The organism is Aquimarina litoralis, from assembly GCF_039523995.1.
In the GTDB taxonomy this organism is placed as follows: domain Bacteria; phylum Bacteroidota; class Bacteroidia; order Flavobacteriales; family Flavobacteriaceae; genus Aquimarina; species Aquimarina litoralis.
The window spans coordinates 1-16,462 of sequence record NZ_BAAAGE010000008.1 but is presented as its reverse complement, the minus strand read 5'-3'; the positions used below and the strand labels follow the sequence as shown (position 1 = coordinate 16,462).

The following is a 16,462-nucleotide window of genomic DNA, read 5'->3' as shown; positions in this document are numbered from 1 at the left end:
GAATAAAATATAATCCATATCTTAAATTTGTTGCTAAATTAATATATTTATGCTAAATAAATATATATGAAAATTGCATCTTGTCCAAACTGTAATTCTGAAGATTATATAAAAAGCGGAATCGTAAATAATAGGCAGCGATTTAAATGCAAATCTTGTGGTTATTACTTTTCGGTAAACAAAATTGGAAAGAAAATAGATGATTATTATGTTAACAAGGCTTTACAATTATATTTAGAGGGATTGACCTATCGTGAAATTGAACGTATTCTTGGTATTTCACATGTAAGTATTATGAATTGGGTTAAAAAATATAATATTAAACGACCTTATAATTCAAACTATCATCCGACCTACAAAATTCTTAATGCTTCTGAGTTATCGGATTATTTTAAAGACGTGGAAAACTTATCAGGTGCAGGGGTAGTTGTAACTGAATTAGGGGATAAGTTTATGCTTATTAAATGGGAACGTTTTAGAGATTAACTATAATAAATTAACAAATAAATATATTAGTTTTTTCTTAACTACTAGATTTTAAGAGATTAGTATCGCGCACAAAATCGAATTATTACTAATCTAATTTTTAAAACTCTATGAGAAAACAACTAATCATACTGGTAGTTTCTATATTTCTTACACTCCAGTATACGTACTCTCAGGGTTCGCCAGATTATACTGGCGGACTGAAGGTAAAACTGAATGAAGATGGTACCAAATACTTTAGAATTATATCATGGGCACAATTTTGGGCAAGATATCAAGATGATGTTCCCGATGATGTAAGTAATACAAACATGAGCATAAGAAGAGCTCGTATTTTAACCTATGCTCAGATCAATAAAAATTTTTTGATTCTTACTCATTTTGGACTTAATAGTTTGAATGCGAATAACCAAAGTCCTTTAGGACGAGGAGAAGAGTCTCAGCTATTTTTTCATGGAGTATGGGGGCAATACAATCTAAACACGAATCATTCCATTGGGGCAGGTCTTCATTATTGGAATGGAATATCAAGACTTAATAACCAGAGTACACTAAACATCATGACTCTTGATAATAATCGACAATCATGGGCAACGATTGGGTTGTCGGATCAATTTGCAAGACATATTGGTATTTATGCCAAAGGCGCTTTTGGAAAACTTCAGTATCGAGTATCTATTAATGAATCAGGAACTAATAATTTGCAAGAGGCTACGGATCCAACTCCAGATGGTCCAGCAGTATATGCGGGTAGAAGATTACTAGGTTCTAAAGATGCTGGGAAAAACTTTGCAGGTTATTTCGATTATCACTTTTTTGATCAAGAGTCTAATTTTCTTCCATACAAAGTAGGTACCTATTTGGGAGGTAAAAAGGTTTTTAATGTAGGAGCTGGTTTTTTCTTTCACCCAGAAGGTAGTGTAGTAGCAAACGATACTGGAGAATTAGAAGGTGAAGATGTAGCTATTTTTGCGGTAGACGCTTTTTATGATGCTCCTTTAGGAGAAAATGGATCAGCAATTACTGCTTATGCAACTTATCAAAATAATGATTATGGAAAAAACTTTACCTTAGGACAAACCTATGAAACAGGTTCCATGATTTACGGACATGTAGGTTATGTTATCCCAAATGACAATAAAAAAACCAAGTTTCAGCCTTATGCTTCTTTTAACAGGAGATCGATAGATGCAATTGATGATAATGCCACAACTTTTGGAGTAGGTGCAAATGCTTATTTCAGTGGACATCATTCTAAAATTACTATAGAGTATTTAAATACAAAATACGGGGATAATGATGCGCAAAGTTTTGTAACCCTGCAAGCGATGATTTACTTATAAAATATAAAGTTATGACTGATAAACAAAAAGCTGTTGCCTATTGGAAACAAAACCTAAAGTACCTAATAGTTCTTCTCATTATTTGGTTTGTGGTCTCCTATGGAGCAGGAATACTCTTTAAAGACGAATTAAACAATATAAGATTAGGAGGATTTAAACTTGGTTTCTGGTTTGCTCAACAAGGTTCTATTTACACTTTTGTAATCCTCATCTTCGTTTATGTGCGATTGATGAATAAACTGGACAAAAAATATGGTTACGATGAGTAATCTTAATACTAACCACAAAAATATATTATTATGAGCGTTCAAGTATGGACATGGATTTTAGTAGGGATTACGTTTGCCCTGTATTTCGGGATTGCTATATGGGCCAGGGCAGGTTCGACCAAAGATTTTTATGTAGCTGGTGGAGGTGTTTCTCCGCTTGCTAATGGGATGGCAACTGCAGCCGATTGGATGAGTGCAGCTTCGTTTATTTCTATGGCAGGCTTGATATCTTTTATGGGATATGATGGTTCTGTTTTTCTAATGGGATGGACTGGCGGTTATGTGTTATTAGCACTTTTGTTAGCTCCATATCTCCGCAAGTTTGGAAAATTTACAGTTCCTGATTTCATAGGAGATAGATATTACTCAAATACCGCTAGAACTGTAGCAGTGATATGTGCATTAATTGTCTCATTCACCTACGTAGCTGGACAAATGAGAGGTGTAGGTATTGTGTTTTCTCAATTTTTGCAGGTTGATATTACTTTGGGAGTTATTATAGGAATGGCTGTGGTTTTAGTATTTGCCTTTTTGGGAGGAATGAAAGGAATCACGTATACACAAGTAGCTCAATATTGTGTATTGATTTTTGCCTTTATGGTTCCAGCATTTTTTATCTCTATGCAAATGACAGGAAATATCATTCCACAGATAGGAATGGGTGGTACAGTTGAAGACGGTACATATTTACTTGAGAAGTTAGATGCGTTGCATACTCAACTAGGTTTCAATGAGTATACCGATGGTTCAAAATCAACCTGGGACGTGTTCGCAATAACACTGGCCCTTATGGTAGGTACCGCTGGATTGCCTCATGTTATCGTACGTTTTTTTACAGTTCCTAAAGTAAAAGATGCTAGAAAATCAGCAGGGTTGGCTTTACTGTTTATTGCTATTCTGTATACTACGGCTCCGGCTATTGCAGTTTTTGCTAGAACTAATTTAATAGAAACTGTGAGTAATAATCCTTATAAAGAAGTTCCAGAATGGTTTAAAAACTGGGAAAATACTGGGCTTATTGCTTGGTCAGATAAAAATGGCGACGGGAAAATACAATATGTAAATGGAAGCGCTACAGAAGGTAAACCAAAATACACTGGAGAAAGAGGAGTAAACGGCGAAAGATTAGTTTCCAATGCTAGTGGCTCCGAAAATGAGTTATATGTCGATAGAGATATTATGGTTTTAGCAAATCCAGAAATTGCTAATTTACCTAATTGGGTAGTAGCACTAGTTGCTGCAGGTGGCTTAGCTGCCGCATTATCGACTGCAGCTGGTTTGTTATTGGTAATTTCTACTTCTATTTCTCATGATCTTATTAAAAAACAAATCAAACCAAATATTTCTGAAAAAGGAGAACTTTTGGCTGCTAGAATTAGTATTCTATTTGCGATTATCATAGCAGGATTATTTGGGATATATCCTCCGGGGTTTGTGGCGGCTGTGGTAGCCTTAGCATTTGGCTTGGCCGCGGCATCATTCTTCCCTGCGATTATACTAGGTATTTTCGATAAGCGCATGAATAGGCAAGGAGCAGTAGCAGGAATGATTGTGGGAATCACCCTTATGTTAATTTACATGGTTGTGTATAAAACTGGATTGATCGGTGTTATGGAACCAAGACCTAAAGAAGAATGGTGGTTTGGGACATCTCCAGAAGGTTTTGGTACTATTGCAATGATTGTAAATGTTGTCGTTTCTGTAATCGTTTCTAGAATGACTCCAGAACCACCAAAAGAAGTACAAGAAATTGTTGAAGATATAAGAATCCCTAGTGGAGCTGGAGAAGCTTCGCATCATTAGATTTGATTTTAGTAGAATACGGTGTTATATTTTAGTTATGGCACCGTTTTTTCCTAACTTTATAGAGTGAGTTCAAAAATGAAGAAAAGACATCAGCAAAAACTTATCATCCTTTCATTGGTGCTGTTTTTATTATGGAACGTTCCGTTAGTGCTAATTTTTGACCATTCCGACGAAGTCTTTGGTTTTCCAATGATCTATTTTTTTATTTTCTTGATATGGATATTGGCAATTATCATTTCTTATATCATCTTACATAGGCACTATGAATAATTATCTTTTGATATCTATCATAATTGTTTATTTGACTTTTTTATTTCTAGTTGCCTTTTGGGCAGAGAAGAACTCAAAAAGCAAATGGGTCAATAATCCATACATTTATGTATTATCTCTAGCCGTATATTGTTCGGCTTGGACATATTACGGAAGTGTTGGGATTGCATCGCAATCAGGAATTAGTTTTCTTACCATTTATCTCGGTCCTGTGATATCTATTCCGTTGTGGATTCTCGTAATGCGTAGGGTAATCAGAATTTCAAAGCAACATAAGGTCTCTAGTATTGCGGATTTTATATCACTACGATATGGTAATAATCGTTTTTTAGGTGCATTGGTAACCATAATTTGTGTTTTTGCCATAGTGCCATATATTTCGCTCCAGCTTAAAGCTATCTCCGAAACCTTTGAAATTATTACCGATGAGACTAGTTACAATTCTACATTAATTGTGGATGATTCTACCTTTTATATTGCAGTACTTTTGGCAATTTTTGTTGCTTTTTTTGGAACCCAAGCAGCAGACGCATCTCAACATAGAAAAGGAATCATGACTACAGTAGCGGTAGAGTCTATTATGAAGTTAGTTTTTTTTCTTGTGATTGGGATTTACGTCACCTTTTTTATGTTTGATGGTACAAAAGATATTTATGATCAAGCTTCTTTACTCGGGAATTTTGAAAAGATCACCTCCTTTAATGGTTTAGAATCTGGTTTTAACTGGATGTTTACTATTATGCTTTCTTTTTTTGCCATTTTCTTGCTTCCTAGACAATTTCACGTAGCAGTGGTCGAAAATGACAGAGAGCGCTATTTAAAGAAAGCTATATGGATGTTTCCGCTATACCTTTTATTATTTAACATATTTGTAATTTTCATAGCATGGGCAGGAAATCTTAGTATTTCAGGAGAGGTAAATCATGATTACTACACGTTATTACTGCCATTGCAAAATGGAAATATTATTTTGGCATTATTGGTCTTTCTTGGTGGATTCTCTGCAGTGATATCAATGGTAGTAGTGTCGACTTTGGCATTATCCACCATGGTAAGTAATAACCTTATTATTCCCTATGGGTTTTTGGATAAATTTTTGAAAGGAGATCCAGAACAAAATGAGAAGTATATCAAAAATATTAGACGTATCTCAATATTTACCTTAATTATTGCAGCATACTTTTTCTACATCAACTTTTCATATGAGTTGTCATTATATTCTATTGGTCTAATTTCATTCGCTGTGATAGCTCAATTAGCACCTTCTTTTTTTATGGGACTTTTCTGGAATCGTGGTTCTGCAAAAGCAGTTAAAATTGGAATGATTGTAGGTGTTTTTATTGTAATATATACGTTAATCCTACCACTTATTGTTACTGTACTTGCAGGAAATAACCTATTTGTAGAAAATGGATTATTCGGAATAGAACTTTTAAAGCCATATGCATTATTTGGCTTAGATTTTTTAGGGCCAGAAGCGCATTCCTTTTTTTGGAGTATGTTCTTTAATACATTAAGTTTTTTGATCATTTCCTTGCTGTCTAAAGGGAATTATAGAGAACGGAATTATGCGGAAATGTTTGTGAATAGCAGTAATTATGCGAACTTACAAGACGGTGCTTTTGTGTGGAAAGGAGAAGCTTTTATCTCTGATATTAGAAACATGTTAAATCGTTTTTTAGGAGAAGAACGTACAGAAAAAGCCTTGAATTTATTTTACTTAAAATATGGAATCTCCAAAGAGGAAGAAATGGCCGATGCTCGATTGATTAAGTTTTCAGAAAAACTTTTAACAGGAACAATAGGTAGTGCTTCTGCACGTATATTGATAGGAAGCGTAGCCAAAGAAGAACCAGTGAGTTTACTCGAGGTTCTAAAAATATTAGAAGAATCAAAAGAAACTATAGCAGTAAATAAAGCACTTCAGGAAAAGTCTGATGAACTTACAAGACTTACCGAAAAACTAAAAACAGCAAATGAAGAACTTTTAGAACAAGATAGAATAAAAGATGAATTTTTAGATACTATAGCTCATGAACTTAAAACTCCTGTAACTTCTATTAAAGCTGCGTCAGAAGTGTTAACAGATGACGATGATATGCCGAAGGATTTAAAAAGTAAGTTTCTAGAAAATATAGTTAAAGATTCAGATAGATTAACCAGATTAATACACAATATTTTAGATCTTGAAAAATTATCTAAAGGACAAGAGCATCTCGATATTGAATCTAGGGAGGTTGGTATAACGATAAATAAGGCGATTTATGGTGTTGAGCAGATTGCAAAAAACAAAGGAGTGGAGCTAATACATAATGATGGGTACCAAATACATGCTAATTATGATGAAGATAGGATAATTCAAGTACTAACAAATTTATTGTCGAACGCCCTCAAGTTTTCAGATGAAAAAACTGGAAAGATAAGGGTTCAGGTTCGTCAGAAAAAACAAACTGTAGAAATTATAGTCGAGGATAACGGAAAAGGTGTTCCAAAAGAGGAAATGAACTATATTTTTGATAAATTTTACCAGTCAAAATATCAAAATATAAAAAAACCTATAGGTAGCGGATTGGGTTTGGCAATTAGCAAAAAAATCGTTGAAAGTCACAACGGAAAAATCTGGATCGATAAAAAGTACAGAAAAGGAGCCCGTTTTTTGTTTACTATACCCAAATGAAGTAGCCTTTTAGCCGAATAGCAAAGTATATGAAAAAGATTTTAATTGTAGATGATGAACCTAATATTGTAATGTCACTAGAATATACCTTCAAAAAAAAGAATTTTGAAGTGTTCATCGCTAGAGATGGTAGTGAAGCTCTGCAAATTGCAGAAGGAGAGATTCCTGATATAGTATTGTTAGATATTATGATGCCTAATGTAGATGGTTATGAGACTTTAAAAGAAATAAAGAACAATAAAAACCTTAAGGATACTAAAGTTGTATTTCTTTCGGCAAAAAATAAAGCTACAGATATAGAAAAAGGATTACGTATGGGAGCAGATAAGTATCTGACTAAACCTTTTTCAGTAAAAAAATTGGTAGCAGAAATAAATGAATTATTACAATAACTTTTGATGTTGTGCGCAAACAATGAGGATTTAATTTAGATAAGTAAAAATGAAAATACGTTTAAAACCATTAGCATCTGATATATTTATTAGTGTTTACGTAGTAATCTCTTTATTTCTAAGGTTTTTAGCGGAGATGAAAACACAAATAAGTGCAGCGAATTCTATAGTCATAGGATTTTGTTTTGTAGTCATTTTATGGGTTTTGATACGATTAAAATTTCTTAACCCAAATTGGTTCGGATTATTTACATCAAATGATCAAACAAATAAAAATTAATTTAAAGAATATTAAACATACCAACAATGAGTAATTATCACATAAAACATCTTGAAGAATATTATCAAGTTTATAGAAAATCTGTACGTGACCCAGAAACGTTTTGGGCAGAAGTAGCCGAAGAACACTTTATGTGGAGAAAGAAATGGGATAATGTATTAAGCTGGGATTTTACCAAACCTGAAGTTAAATGGTTTGAAGGAGCTAAGTTGAATATTACCGAAAATTGTATCGATCGACACCTTCAAAATAGGGGGCATAAAACAGCAATTCTCTTTGAGCCTAATAATCCAGAAGAAGATACACAACATATTACATATAAGCAACTACATGAAAAGGTTTGCAAGTTCGCTAATGTTCTCAAAGAGCAAGGTGTAAAAAAAGGAGATCGTGTTTGTATTTATTTACCCATGATTCCAGAACTCGCAGTTTCGGTATTAGCCTGTGCGAGAATAGGAGCTGTTCATTCCGTAGTTTTTGCTGGGTTTTCTGCTTTGGCCTTATCCACAAGAATCAATGATTGTGATGCGAAAATGGTAATTACTTCAGATGGTTCTTATCGCGGCTCCAAAACGATTGATCTTAAAGGTATTGTAGATGATGCGTTAGAAAGTTGTCCTGGAGTAAGCTCGGTGTTAGTAGCCAAAAGAATTAACTCTGATATACAAATGAAGAGTGATCGGGATCATTGGTTACAACCGTTGCTTGATAATGCTAACAAGGATTGTGTTCCTGAGGTGATGGATGCTGAAGACCCTTTGTTTATTTTGTATACTTCTGGATCTACAGGAATGCCAAAAGGAATGTTGCATACTACTGCGGGGTATATGGTGTATACGGCTTATACTTTTAAAAATGTGTTTCAGTATAGAGAGAATGATATTTATTGGTGTACCGCTGATATAGGTTGGATAACTGGTCATTCTTATATCGTGTATGGTCCTTTGGCAAATGGAGCAACTACTGTTATGTTCGAAGGGGTGCCTTCTTATCCTGATTTTGGTAGATTTTGGGATATTGTTCAAAAGCATAAAATTACTCAATTTTATACGGCACCTACAGCTATTCGTGCTTTAGCAAAAGAAAATCTAGATTATGTGACCAACCATGATCTTTCTAGTTTAAAAGTATTAGGTACTGTTGGAGAACCCATCAATGAAGAAGCTTGGCATTGGTATAATGATCATGTAGGAGAAAAGAAATCTCCAATTGTTGATACCTGGTGGCAAACTGAAACTGGAGGTATTATGATTTCACCGATTCCTTATTCCACACCAACAAAACCCACATATGCAACCTTACCAATGCCAGGAATACAACCAGCGTTAATGGATGAGAATGGTTTAGAGATAAAGGGAAATCAAGTAGACGGGCGTCTTTGTATAAAATTTCCATGGCCGTCGATGGCAAGAACGATTTGGGGTAATCATCAACGTTATAAAGAGACCTATTTTTCTGCATTTGAGAATAAATATTTTACAGGAGATGGTGCATTAAGAGATGAGGTGGGATATTATAGAATAACAGGTAGAGTAGATGATGTGATCATTGTTTCTGGTCATAATTTGGGTACTGCTCCTATAGAAGATGCGATAAATGAACATCCCGCTGTTGCCGAATCTGCTATTGTTGGGTTTCCTCATGATATAAAAGGAAATGCATTGTACGGCTATGTAATTCTGAAGGAAACAGGAGAAAATAGAGATCGTAATAATCTAAGTAAGGAGGTAAATCAACAAATTACAGAGCGAATTGGTCCTATTGCAAAACTGGATAAAATACAGTTTGTACCTGGTCTTCCTAAAACTAGAAGTGGAAAAATAATGCGACGGATTTTGAGGAAAATAGCATCCAAAGACACATCAAATCTTGGAGATACTAGTACACTTTTAAATCCCGAGGTGGTTCAAGAAATTATAGATAAAGCATTATAGCAGAATAAAGAAAACCAAAAAAGCCTCAATAATTGAGGCTTTTTTGGTTGTAAAATGATTAATTATAATTTTTTAATTAATATTTTCTGTTGAGAAAATTGATATGCAGCCTCCAAAAAGGCTAACATTTTTGACCAATTAGAATTTGGTTCGTAATTATGAGTATAATATTTATAAGTTTTGATGATTAATTTGTTACCATCCAAACTATAATTACTGGTAAAACCTCCAGTTTCGTTGGTAATATCTACTGCTAGTTTATCTAATCCAGTTACCTCATAACCATCAGGAATAGTTAGGCTAATGGTATTGTTAAAGGATCTCGGGTATGACATATAAATATCTTCTTTTCTCTCTTTATCTCCTTCCTCAATTGCAATTTGTCCACCAATAAACTTTCCTATTTCAAAAAGATAGTTAGGCCCCGCTCTTTTTAGTAGATCATTAGTAGCTGAGAATTCTTCCTTATAGCTAAGAACGTCTTCTATGTTGTATCTTCCAGTTTCTATAACTTCAAATGAAAAATCTTCAATCTTAAAATCCAACTCTTCTTCAAGACTCTCTTCATAAGATTCTTTTTGTAGCGTTATAGTTTTTTCCTTAAAAGCAGGAAATTCTTTCTCGTATTTATTTTTGTTTCTTCTCTTTTTTAAACGATCATATAATCGTTTAGTATTATATTTTTCATGATCTTCTTCTGTAAAATTTAATGAATTTAGACGTTCGCTAATTTCATTTACTTTGTTATGCCCTTTTAATTTAGATTTTCTAGATACTTTGATTTTTTCGAAACCATCTAAGAAAGTAATTTCATATTCCTGATCAGAATTATTCAGCTTATAGTCTGATATGGGGATTTTTACTTTTTTAATGGTTTCTAATCGATGTCCGTCTCCAATTTCTAGACTGTATGCTTCATTACCTTCCAGATAATATGGGAAATAGTTGAAATTAGTATGGTTTCCAAATTGACTAACAAAAAGTGGGTTTTCAGGATCAAGATTGATTTTTAAGAACAGCGTAATATCATCTGGAAATAAAAGGTTATCTATTTTTCCCTGACTTCTCGGAATTCCTGCAATCATCTCGAATGGAATTTTTTCTTCTCTAAGGAAAGAAGCATAATAGTTAATAAACTTTAATTCCTCTGTAATGTATTTTGGAAAAGCATAAAATTGGAAGGGGTTGTCTACGGTTAAGTCATTTTTATAGGCAACAGCAGCTTCAATAAATTGATTTAGATAATATTGTCTCATATAATAGTATGCTTCCTCAATTCGCTCTTCTTGTGATAGTCCTTTGTCCTTTAAGTATTTGTCAGAGCCCTTATATCCATGATCAAAGACAGTAATTCCTTTGAAATATTCTAAAACTTCTTCTTTGGTTACATTGTCCTTTATTTTAGATTTTTCTTCACCAACAAACGCTTTTGTTTTTTTCTCTTTCTCTAAAGAAACTTGAAACTTTATATATGGTGCATTTAATAAGGTGTACTCCCACATAATTGGATCAATTTTTTCGATATCCTGCATTTTAAAAGAGTATTGTCTATCCTTACCTTTTTTAGGACTTACATCTTGTGGTTCGGGCGCTCCATTTTCAGTTTTAATACTTATGAAAAAGTTTTTCTTAGAATGAACATCTAATTCGTAGTTCATGATAGGGTATTCTCCGCTAATTACATCAATAACAGATGGGGCTTCTAATACTCCCATTATAGGTTTTCTTTCTTTAAAGTAAATACAGAAATCTATAATATCACCAACTTCTAAATCTGGAATAGCTAGTTTACTTTTATAAACATTTTTTCTATACCCAAATGTCACGTAGCTACTTTCTAACTCAGAGGATTCTACTTTTTCTTTATCTACATCGATTATGTTTACAGATCCATCTGGTTTTATAATTTTTACAACAAGTTCTTTGTCTTGCCCTAATTCATCAAACTCAGAAAAAAGATTAACTGCGGCTTGGTCGTTTAGCTTAATAATTTTTCTAGTAATTACAAATGTATTTAAAGCTTTTCCTCCTTTAAAATAATAGTAATCATAGTCGCTCAGAATAACAACCGCAGACTCATTTTTCCATTTTTCAGGAATTGCAGGCAATGTTGTATAGGTGTCTTTTTCACCCCATATATATTCACCAAGATCTGATATTTTAGGAAGCTGACCATATACAGTTATTGTTTGGATAAAAAAGATAAAGAATGTGATTTTAATAAGTTGTTTATTGATGGTTTTCATGGTTTTATATGCTACAGTGATGAAGAATTAGATTGAAATTTCAATACTAATTAATTATTTATTCTTTTGTTAAAATTATTTGTTGCTGATATTGTTGTTTTAGCTTTTTATGAAACTCTTGCCATGCGTTTATTTCAGTTTTACTTATGATTGCATTTTTGAAATCAATTTTCTTTTCATAAGTAACCTTTTCGCTATCGGACTTATAAATAAAAGATATTTCAAAATCCTTATTATTAATGGAAAGATTCTTAGGTAATTCTTTGATAACATATCCTTTAGGAATTTCGATGGTAGTAGAGGTGCTTTCAAATGTTTTATAGGGTAATACAAAAGCTGTTTTTCGTTTTTCGAAATCCAATTGCTGATAGTTTTTGTAGTAATCTATATCTATATATAGTTCATTTTCGAAACTACTTACAGCATTGTTTTGTAAAATATTGTAGGATAAAAGTAAATCCTGATCTCGATCTGTTATACTGGATATCGTAACGTTATCTAAAATCAAATTTTTATCTCCTTGACCTATATAATAAGCCAGAGCTTCCGTTTTCTTATCTTTTTTTAGGCTATTAATGTTATATAAAAAATCGGTTTTACTTTCACCTTGATAGGTTCTTTGGATCGTTCCACTTAGTTTTTCTCCTTCTAGTTTTAAGTTGGAAACTAATGTCTCTTTATTATTTTTAGAGGTGTTTGAAGGAATAGTGTCTAAAATGTAATTTTCTTTATCTTCTATTAGTACTTGTTTTTTTTGAATTCTTTCAGCGTAGTTACCAAATGGGTTGTATTTCTCGGTAGCATCTAGAAAGTATTTTTTGCCGTTCAGAAAAACAGTACAAATCATGTGATTATCTACAGCAATAGTCGGCAAGGAATAATCATAGGCAATTCTTCTCGTTCCAATCCAAGATAATCTGGCATCAAACCCTGCGATAATTAGCATTTGCTTGGTTAGGTTAGCCATGCCTTTACAATCTCCATATTTTTTTCTATAAACTTCAATAGCTTCTTCTGGCTTAAAACCTGCAATTCCATCCTCAAAAGCGATATATCTTATATTGTCCTGAACCCAATAATAAATCGCTTTTATTTTTTCTTCGTCTGTGTCAAAATTTTCTATAATAGAAAGAGTTTTATCTTGTAATTGTTCGTTATCGTTTGTAAGCTGTAATACTAAAGAATGATACCATTTATATAAATCTTTAGTATCATTAAGAAGTGCCTGTTTAGCATCTTTTTTTGAATGTGATTTAGCTAAAAAGAGCAGGTGTGGTCGATAATGGGTAGGACCAACGCTATTTTCTTCTTTAAAGGAAGCTGCTATATTCTCTATTGTATAAGTGTATTGGGTAATCTTTTTATTTTCAATCCTTGTTCGTTGCTTTTCAATTAGATCCTTACCCATATTCATTTCCTTAATTTCTAACTCTAACCAATCGGGAATGTTTATGGTGATGGTTTTTTTTACTATGGGAAAATAACTATCTAAATATGTATTAATAAAATATTTAATATCCTTGTATTTTTTTTTGTATCCATAAGTGTACTTATATCCTAATAGCGGAAAATTTAAACCAGACCATTTGATTCTCGCATCAGAATGAAAAAGATCTTCTTGATTGTAATATTCATCTCTGAATCGAATATTTGTAGGTTTACCATTTCTATATTTTACATAAATATTATTGATTTGTGATTGATCGTCGTATCCAATTATTAGAGGGATTTGTGTTCTGGATTTTAAATTTATAAACTCTTGTTTGATTTTGTTTTCGACAAGTACTTTATCTGTTTTTTTGTTATAATCAAAGTTGATTACTTCTGAATATTCTAATACCACTATATCGTCTTCAACAAATTTTTTAGATAGTTCTTTGGCAAGAGCTATATCTTCCTCGGTTGGTTCTATGCTTTTTTGAGCAGAGAATTTTAGGGTTAAGAATAATGCTAATAAGAAAAAAGAATATTTTTTTGTCATAGAGATTGGAAGTGTTGAATTTGAGCGCAAATGTATTAATAAAATCCGATAAAAAGCATGAAAAAACCGATAAAGTGTTTTGTTGATTTTTATTTCAATTTTATATACTTAGTGTCATAAATGCAAAAAATGTTACCATAAAAAAACTGCATTTTTTACAATGCAGTTTTATAAAATTTCAAAAATCAATTATTTTCTATTTTGATTTCGATTTAGTTTTAGGTTTTGAAGCAGCTACAGATGTTGAAAAATAACTGAAGGTTTCACCCGCTTTTATATTCAAAAGACTTTCATAAATCAGTCTTATTACATTCTCTACATCGTCTCTATGAACCATTTCTACTGTAGTGTGCATGTAACGAAGTGGTAAAGAAATTAATGCAGATGCAACACCTCCGTTGCTATATGCAAATGCATCGGTATCAGTTCCTGTCATTCTGCTTGAAGCCATTCTTTGAAATGGAATTTTTTTCTTCTCTGCTGTATCGATTAAAAGTTCTCTTAATCTATTCTGAACAGCAGGAGCATAGGAAATTACCGGACCATCACCAATTTTAGTTTCACCTTGAGTCTTCTTGTCGATCATAGGTGTAGTAGTATCATGACAAACATCTGTAACAATAGCTACATCTGGTTGAATAGTATGGGTTATCATTTCTGCTCCCCTTAGACCAATTTCTTCCTGTACAGAATTAGTAATATAAAGACCAAAGTCTAGTTTGTCTTTATTCTCTTTTATCAATCTCGCAACTTCGGCAATCATAAAACCACCCATTCTATTATCTAAAGCACGACATACAAATTTATCTTTGTTTAGTATGAAAAACTCATCAGGGTAAGTGATAACACAACCTACATGTACACCTAATTTTAGAACTTCTTCTTTAGTGTTACATCCTACATCTATACAAATGTTATCTAGTTTTGGCGGTTCCTCTTTTGCACGATTTCTTGTATGTATCGCAGGCCAACCAAACACACCTTGCACAATACCTTTTTTCGTATGTATATTTACACGTTTGGATGTAGCAATTTGATGGTCACTACCACCATTACGGATTACGTAAATAAGACCATTGTCGGTTATATAATTTACATACCAAGATATTTCGTCAGCATGGCCTTCAATTACTACTTTGTATTTGGCTGTAGGATTTATAACTCCAACAGCAGTGCCATAAGTGTCCGTAATAAATTCATCAACATATGGTTTTAGATAGTCCATCCAAATTTTTTGTCCTTCCCATTCATAACCTGTAGGTGCAGCATTGTTCAAATACTTTTCAAGAAAGGTCAAAGACTTTTTGTTTAGTATACTTTTTTTAGCCATTTAAATATTTTTGTTTTGTACGAAGTTAATAATATTCACAAAGATTTTACAGTTTGCTATGTGTTTATTGTTAATTTTGGAACGATTTTAGAAGCCTAATAAGCATATGCAGAAAAATATACTGTACATATTAGTTATTTTTTTTCCGTTGACAATATTTTGTCAAAAGGAAATAGATTCTTTAAAAATAGATTCTACTAACTATGTGCAATATTATATTATAGAAGGAGATACAATTCCTCACGATGCAATAGATCTGGATGAGGTTGTTATATTAGGTAAATTAAAGTTTAAAGATAGATTAGCTAGAAGGAAATATCTAATCCTTAGACGTAAAACAAGAAAAGTTTATCCATATGCGAAATTAGCTTCTGATAGATTAATAGCATTAAATCAAAGGTTAGAAAATATTGAGTCCAAAAGAGCTCGGAAAAAGTATATAAAAATACTTCAGAAGTATATGGAGGAAGAATTTACAGCCGAGTTAAAAAAAATGACACGTACTGAAGGTCAAATATTGGTTAAACTCATACACAGACAAACAGGAAAAACGATGTTTGACTTAGTAAAAGAATATCGAAGTGGATGGAAAGCATTTTGGTATAATAGTACAGCTAATCTTTTTAATATATCTCTTAAAGAAGAGTATGATCCTATTAATATAGAAGAAGATTATTGGATTGAGGATATTTTGCAAAGAAGTTTCCAATCTAATATCCTAGAAGAACAAAAGACAGCTTTAGATTTTAGTTTTTATGATTTAAGAAATAAATGGACTGATACTATTAAGACTACTAATCTAAGAAAGTAATTTTTTTGGTTTAAATGTATGTGTCGTATCAATCGTAATCATGAATACTCTTTATTGCCTTTTTAGAAATAATATAATTTAGTGTACAGTTAGGATATTCTAAATTCGAAAGAATTGCTGGTGGATTACATTTAAAAAATTAGATTTTTAAATTTTTTTTACTTTTTATCTTCATTAATTTTAGTATCTTCGCTTTCCAACTTTTTAAAAATCAGGTGTTTTACAAAAAGGTTAAAAAATAGTTGTATTTTTTTGTTGTGGAAATGAAAAAGGGTTGTATGTTTGCACCCGCAAAACGGAATAAGTTTTGAGAGTTCATTGAGAGAGTTTGGTTTTTTTGAGGATTTTTTTAGAGAATTTTAGTTGATTAAAAATTTTTTAAAAAAAAGTTCAAAAAAGTTTTGCGGGGAATAAAAAAGCGTTTTATATTTGCACCCGCTTTGAGAAACAAGCCAAGTTCATAAGCATAGAAATTATACTGGAGTAGGGCAAAAGAGATTTTGTTTTTAGGGTTCGATTCCTTGATAATTATCGAATACAGCCAGCGATGAAGATTGTGTTGGGTTGTTGAAAAAGTTCATTGATTTATTGATTGACAGCGCGTATTAATATTGGTTTATACTGATATTATTACAAT

At 32.4% G+C, this 16,462-nt stretch carries 11 protein-coding genes; 8 read left to right on the top strand and 3 right to left on the bottom strand.

The window, feature by feature from the left end; translation table 11 throughout:
* Positions 1 to 66 precede the first annotated feature (66 nt).
* The 7 genes from ABD077_RS24085 (at position 67) to acs (ending at position 9,457) form a co-directional block, all read left to right on the top strand.
* Entirely contained in the window at positions 67 to 486 is a 420-nt protein-coding gene (locus ABD077_RS24085; RefSeq protein ID WP_343914764.1) for an IS1/IS1595 family N-terminal zinc-binding domain-containing protein, read from the top strand.
* Positions 487 to 596: 110 nt separating this feature from the next.
* The gene (locus tag ABD077_RS24080) at positions 597 to 1,829 is read left to right on the top strand and encodes a hypothetical protein (RefSeq protein ID WP_343914763.1); all 1,233 of its coding nucleotides are present in this window, start codon (positions 597 to 599) and stop codon (positions 1,827 to 1,829) included.
* An 11-nt stretch (positions 1,830 to 1,840) separates the two neighbouring features.
* Positions 1,841 to 2,098 (top strand): DUF4212 domain-containing protein, encoded by a 258-nt coding sequence (locus ABD077_RS24075; RefSeq protein WP_299610544.1) that lies wholly within the window; start codon positions 1,841 to 1,843, stop codon positions 2,096 to 2,098.
* Between the two features lie 30 nt (positions 2,099 to 2,128).
* Positions 2,129 to 3,901 carry a sodium:solute symporter family protein gene (locus ABD077_RS24070; protein WP_343914762.1) on the top strand — a complete coding sequence of 591 codons (1,773 nt, stop codon included), beginning with the start codon at positions 2,129 to 2,131 and terminating at the stop codon, positions 3,899 to 3,901.
* 265 nt (positions 3,902 to 4,166) lie between these two features.
* A complete protein-coding gene (locus ABD077_RS24065; protein WP_343914761.1) occupies positions 4,167 to 6,851 on the top strand; it encodes an ATP-binding protein in 2,685 nt (894 codons plus the stop codon).
* A 29-nt stretch (positions 6,852 to 6,880) separates the two neighbouring features.
* The gene (locus ABD077_RS24060) at positions 6,881 to 7,243 is read left to right on the top strand and encodes a response regulator transcription factor (protein WP_343914760.1); all 363 of its coding nucleotides are present in this window, start codon (positions 6,881 to 6,883) and stop codon (positions 7,241 to 7,243) included.
* 306 nt (positions 7,244 to 7,549) lie between these two features.
* Positions 7,550 to 9,457 (top strand): acetate--CoA ligase, encoded by a 1,908-nt coding sequence (gene acs / locus ABD077_RS24055; RefSeq protein WP_343914759.1) that lies wholly within the window; start codon positions 7,550 to 7,552, stop codon positions 9,455 to 9,457.
* Between the two features lie 62 nt (positions 9,458 to 9,519).
* On the opposite strand, the gene ABD077_RS24050 is transcribed toward acs, so the two are convergent.
* The 3 genes from ABD077_RS24050 to ABD077_RS24040 all read right to left on the bottom strand — a co-directional run bounded on the left by ABD077_RS24050 (position 9,520) and on the right by ABD077_RS24040 (position 15,014).
* Positions 9,520 to 11,703, bottom strand: a complete 2,184-nt coding sequence (locus ABD077_RS24050) for a DUF3857 domain-containing protein (protein ID WP_343914758.1) — start codon at positions 11,701 to 11,703, stop codon at positions 9,520 to 9,522.
* A 58-nt stretch (positions 11,704 to 11,761) separates the two neighbouring features.
* Positions 11,762 to 13,684 carry a transglutaminase-like domain-containing protein gene (locus ABD077_RS24045; RefSeq protein ID WP_343914757.1) on the bottom strand — a complete coding sequence of 641 codons (1,923 nt, stop codon included), beginning with the start codon at positions 13,682 to 13,684 and terminating at the stop codon, positions 11,762 to 11,764.
* Positions 13,685 to 13,880: 196 nt separating this feature from the next.
* Positions 13,881 to 15,014 carry a M42 family metallopeptidase gene (locus ABD077_RS24040; protein ID WP_343914756.1) on the bottom strand — a complete coding sequence of 378 codons (1,134 nt, stop codon included), beginning with the start codon at positions 15,012 to 15,014 and terminating at the stop codon, positions 13,881 to 13,883.
* A gap of 106 nt (positions 15,015 to 15,120) precedes the next feature.
* Between ABD077_RS24040 and ABD077_RS24035 the strand changes: the two genes are divergently transcribed.
* Positions 15,121 to 15,825: a DUF4294 domain-containing protein gene (locus tag ABD077_RS24035; RefSeq protein ID WP_343914755.1), complete on the top strand. Its 705-nt coding sequence runs from the start codon at positions 15,121 to 15,123 to the stop codon at positions 15,823 to 15,825.
* Positions 15,826 to 16,462: the final 637 nt, after the last annotated feature.

Coding starts and splice junctions, on each gene's coding strand:
- ABD077_RS24085 (WP_343914764.1), top strand. CDS start 67: ATGAAAATTGCATCTTGTCCAAACTGTAATTCTGAAGATTATATAAAA.
- ABD077_RS24080 (WP_343914763.1), top strand. CDS start 597: ATGAGAAAACAACTAATCATACTGGTAGTTTCTATATTTCTTACACTC.
- ABD077_RS24075 (WP_299610544.1), top strand. CDS start 1,841: ATGACTGATAAACAAAAAGCTGTTGCCTATTGGAAACAAAACCTAAAG.
- ABD077_RS24070 (WP_343914762.1), top strand. CDS start 2,129: ATGAGCGTTCAAGTATGGACATGGATTTTAGTAGGGATTACGTTTGCC.
- ABD077_RS24065 (WP_343914761.1), top strand. CDS start 4,167: ATGAATAATTATCTTTTGATATCTATCATAATTGTTTATTTGACTTTT.
- ABD077_RS24060 (WP_343914760.1), top strand. CDS start 6,881: ATGAAAAAGATTTTAATTGTAGATGATGAACCTAATATTGTAATGTCA.
- acs (WP_343914759.1), top strand. CDS start 7,550: ATGAGTAATTATCACATAAAACATCTTGAAGAATATTATCAAGTTTAT.
- ABD077_RS24050 (WP_343914758.1), bottom strand. CDS start 11,703: ATGAAAACCATCAATAAACAACTTATTAAAATCACATTCTTTATCTTT.
- ABD077_RS24045 (WP_343914757.1), bottom strand. CDS start 13,684: ATGACAAAAAAATATTCTTTTTTCTTATTAGCATTATTCTTAACCCTA.
- ABD077_RS24040 (WP_343914756.1), bottom strand. CDS start 15,014: ATGGCTAAAAAAAGTATACTAAACAAAAAGTCTTTGACCTTTCTTGAA.
- ABD077_RS24035 (WP_343914755.1), top strand. CDS start 15,121: ATGCAGAAAAATATACTGTACATATTAGTTATTTTTTTTCCGTTGACA.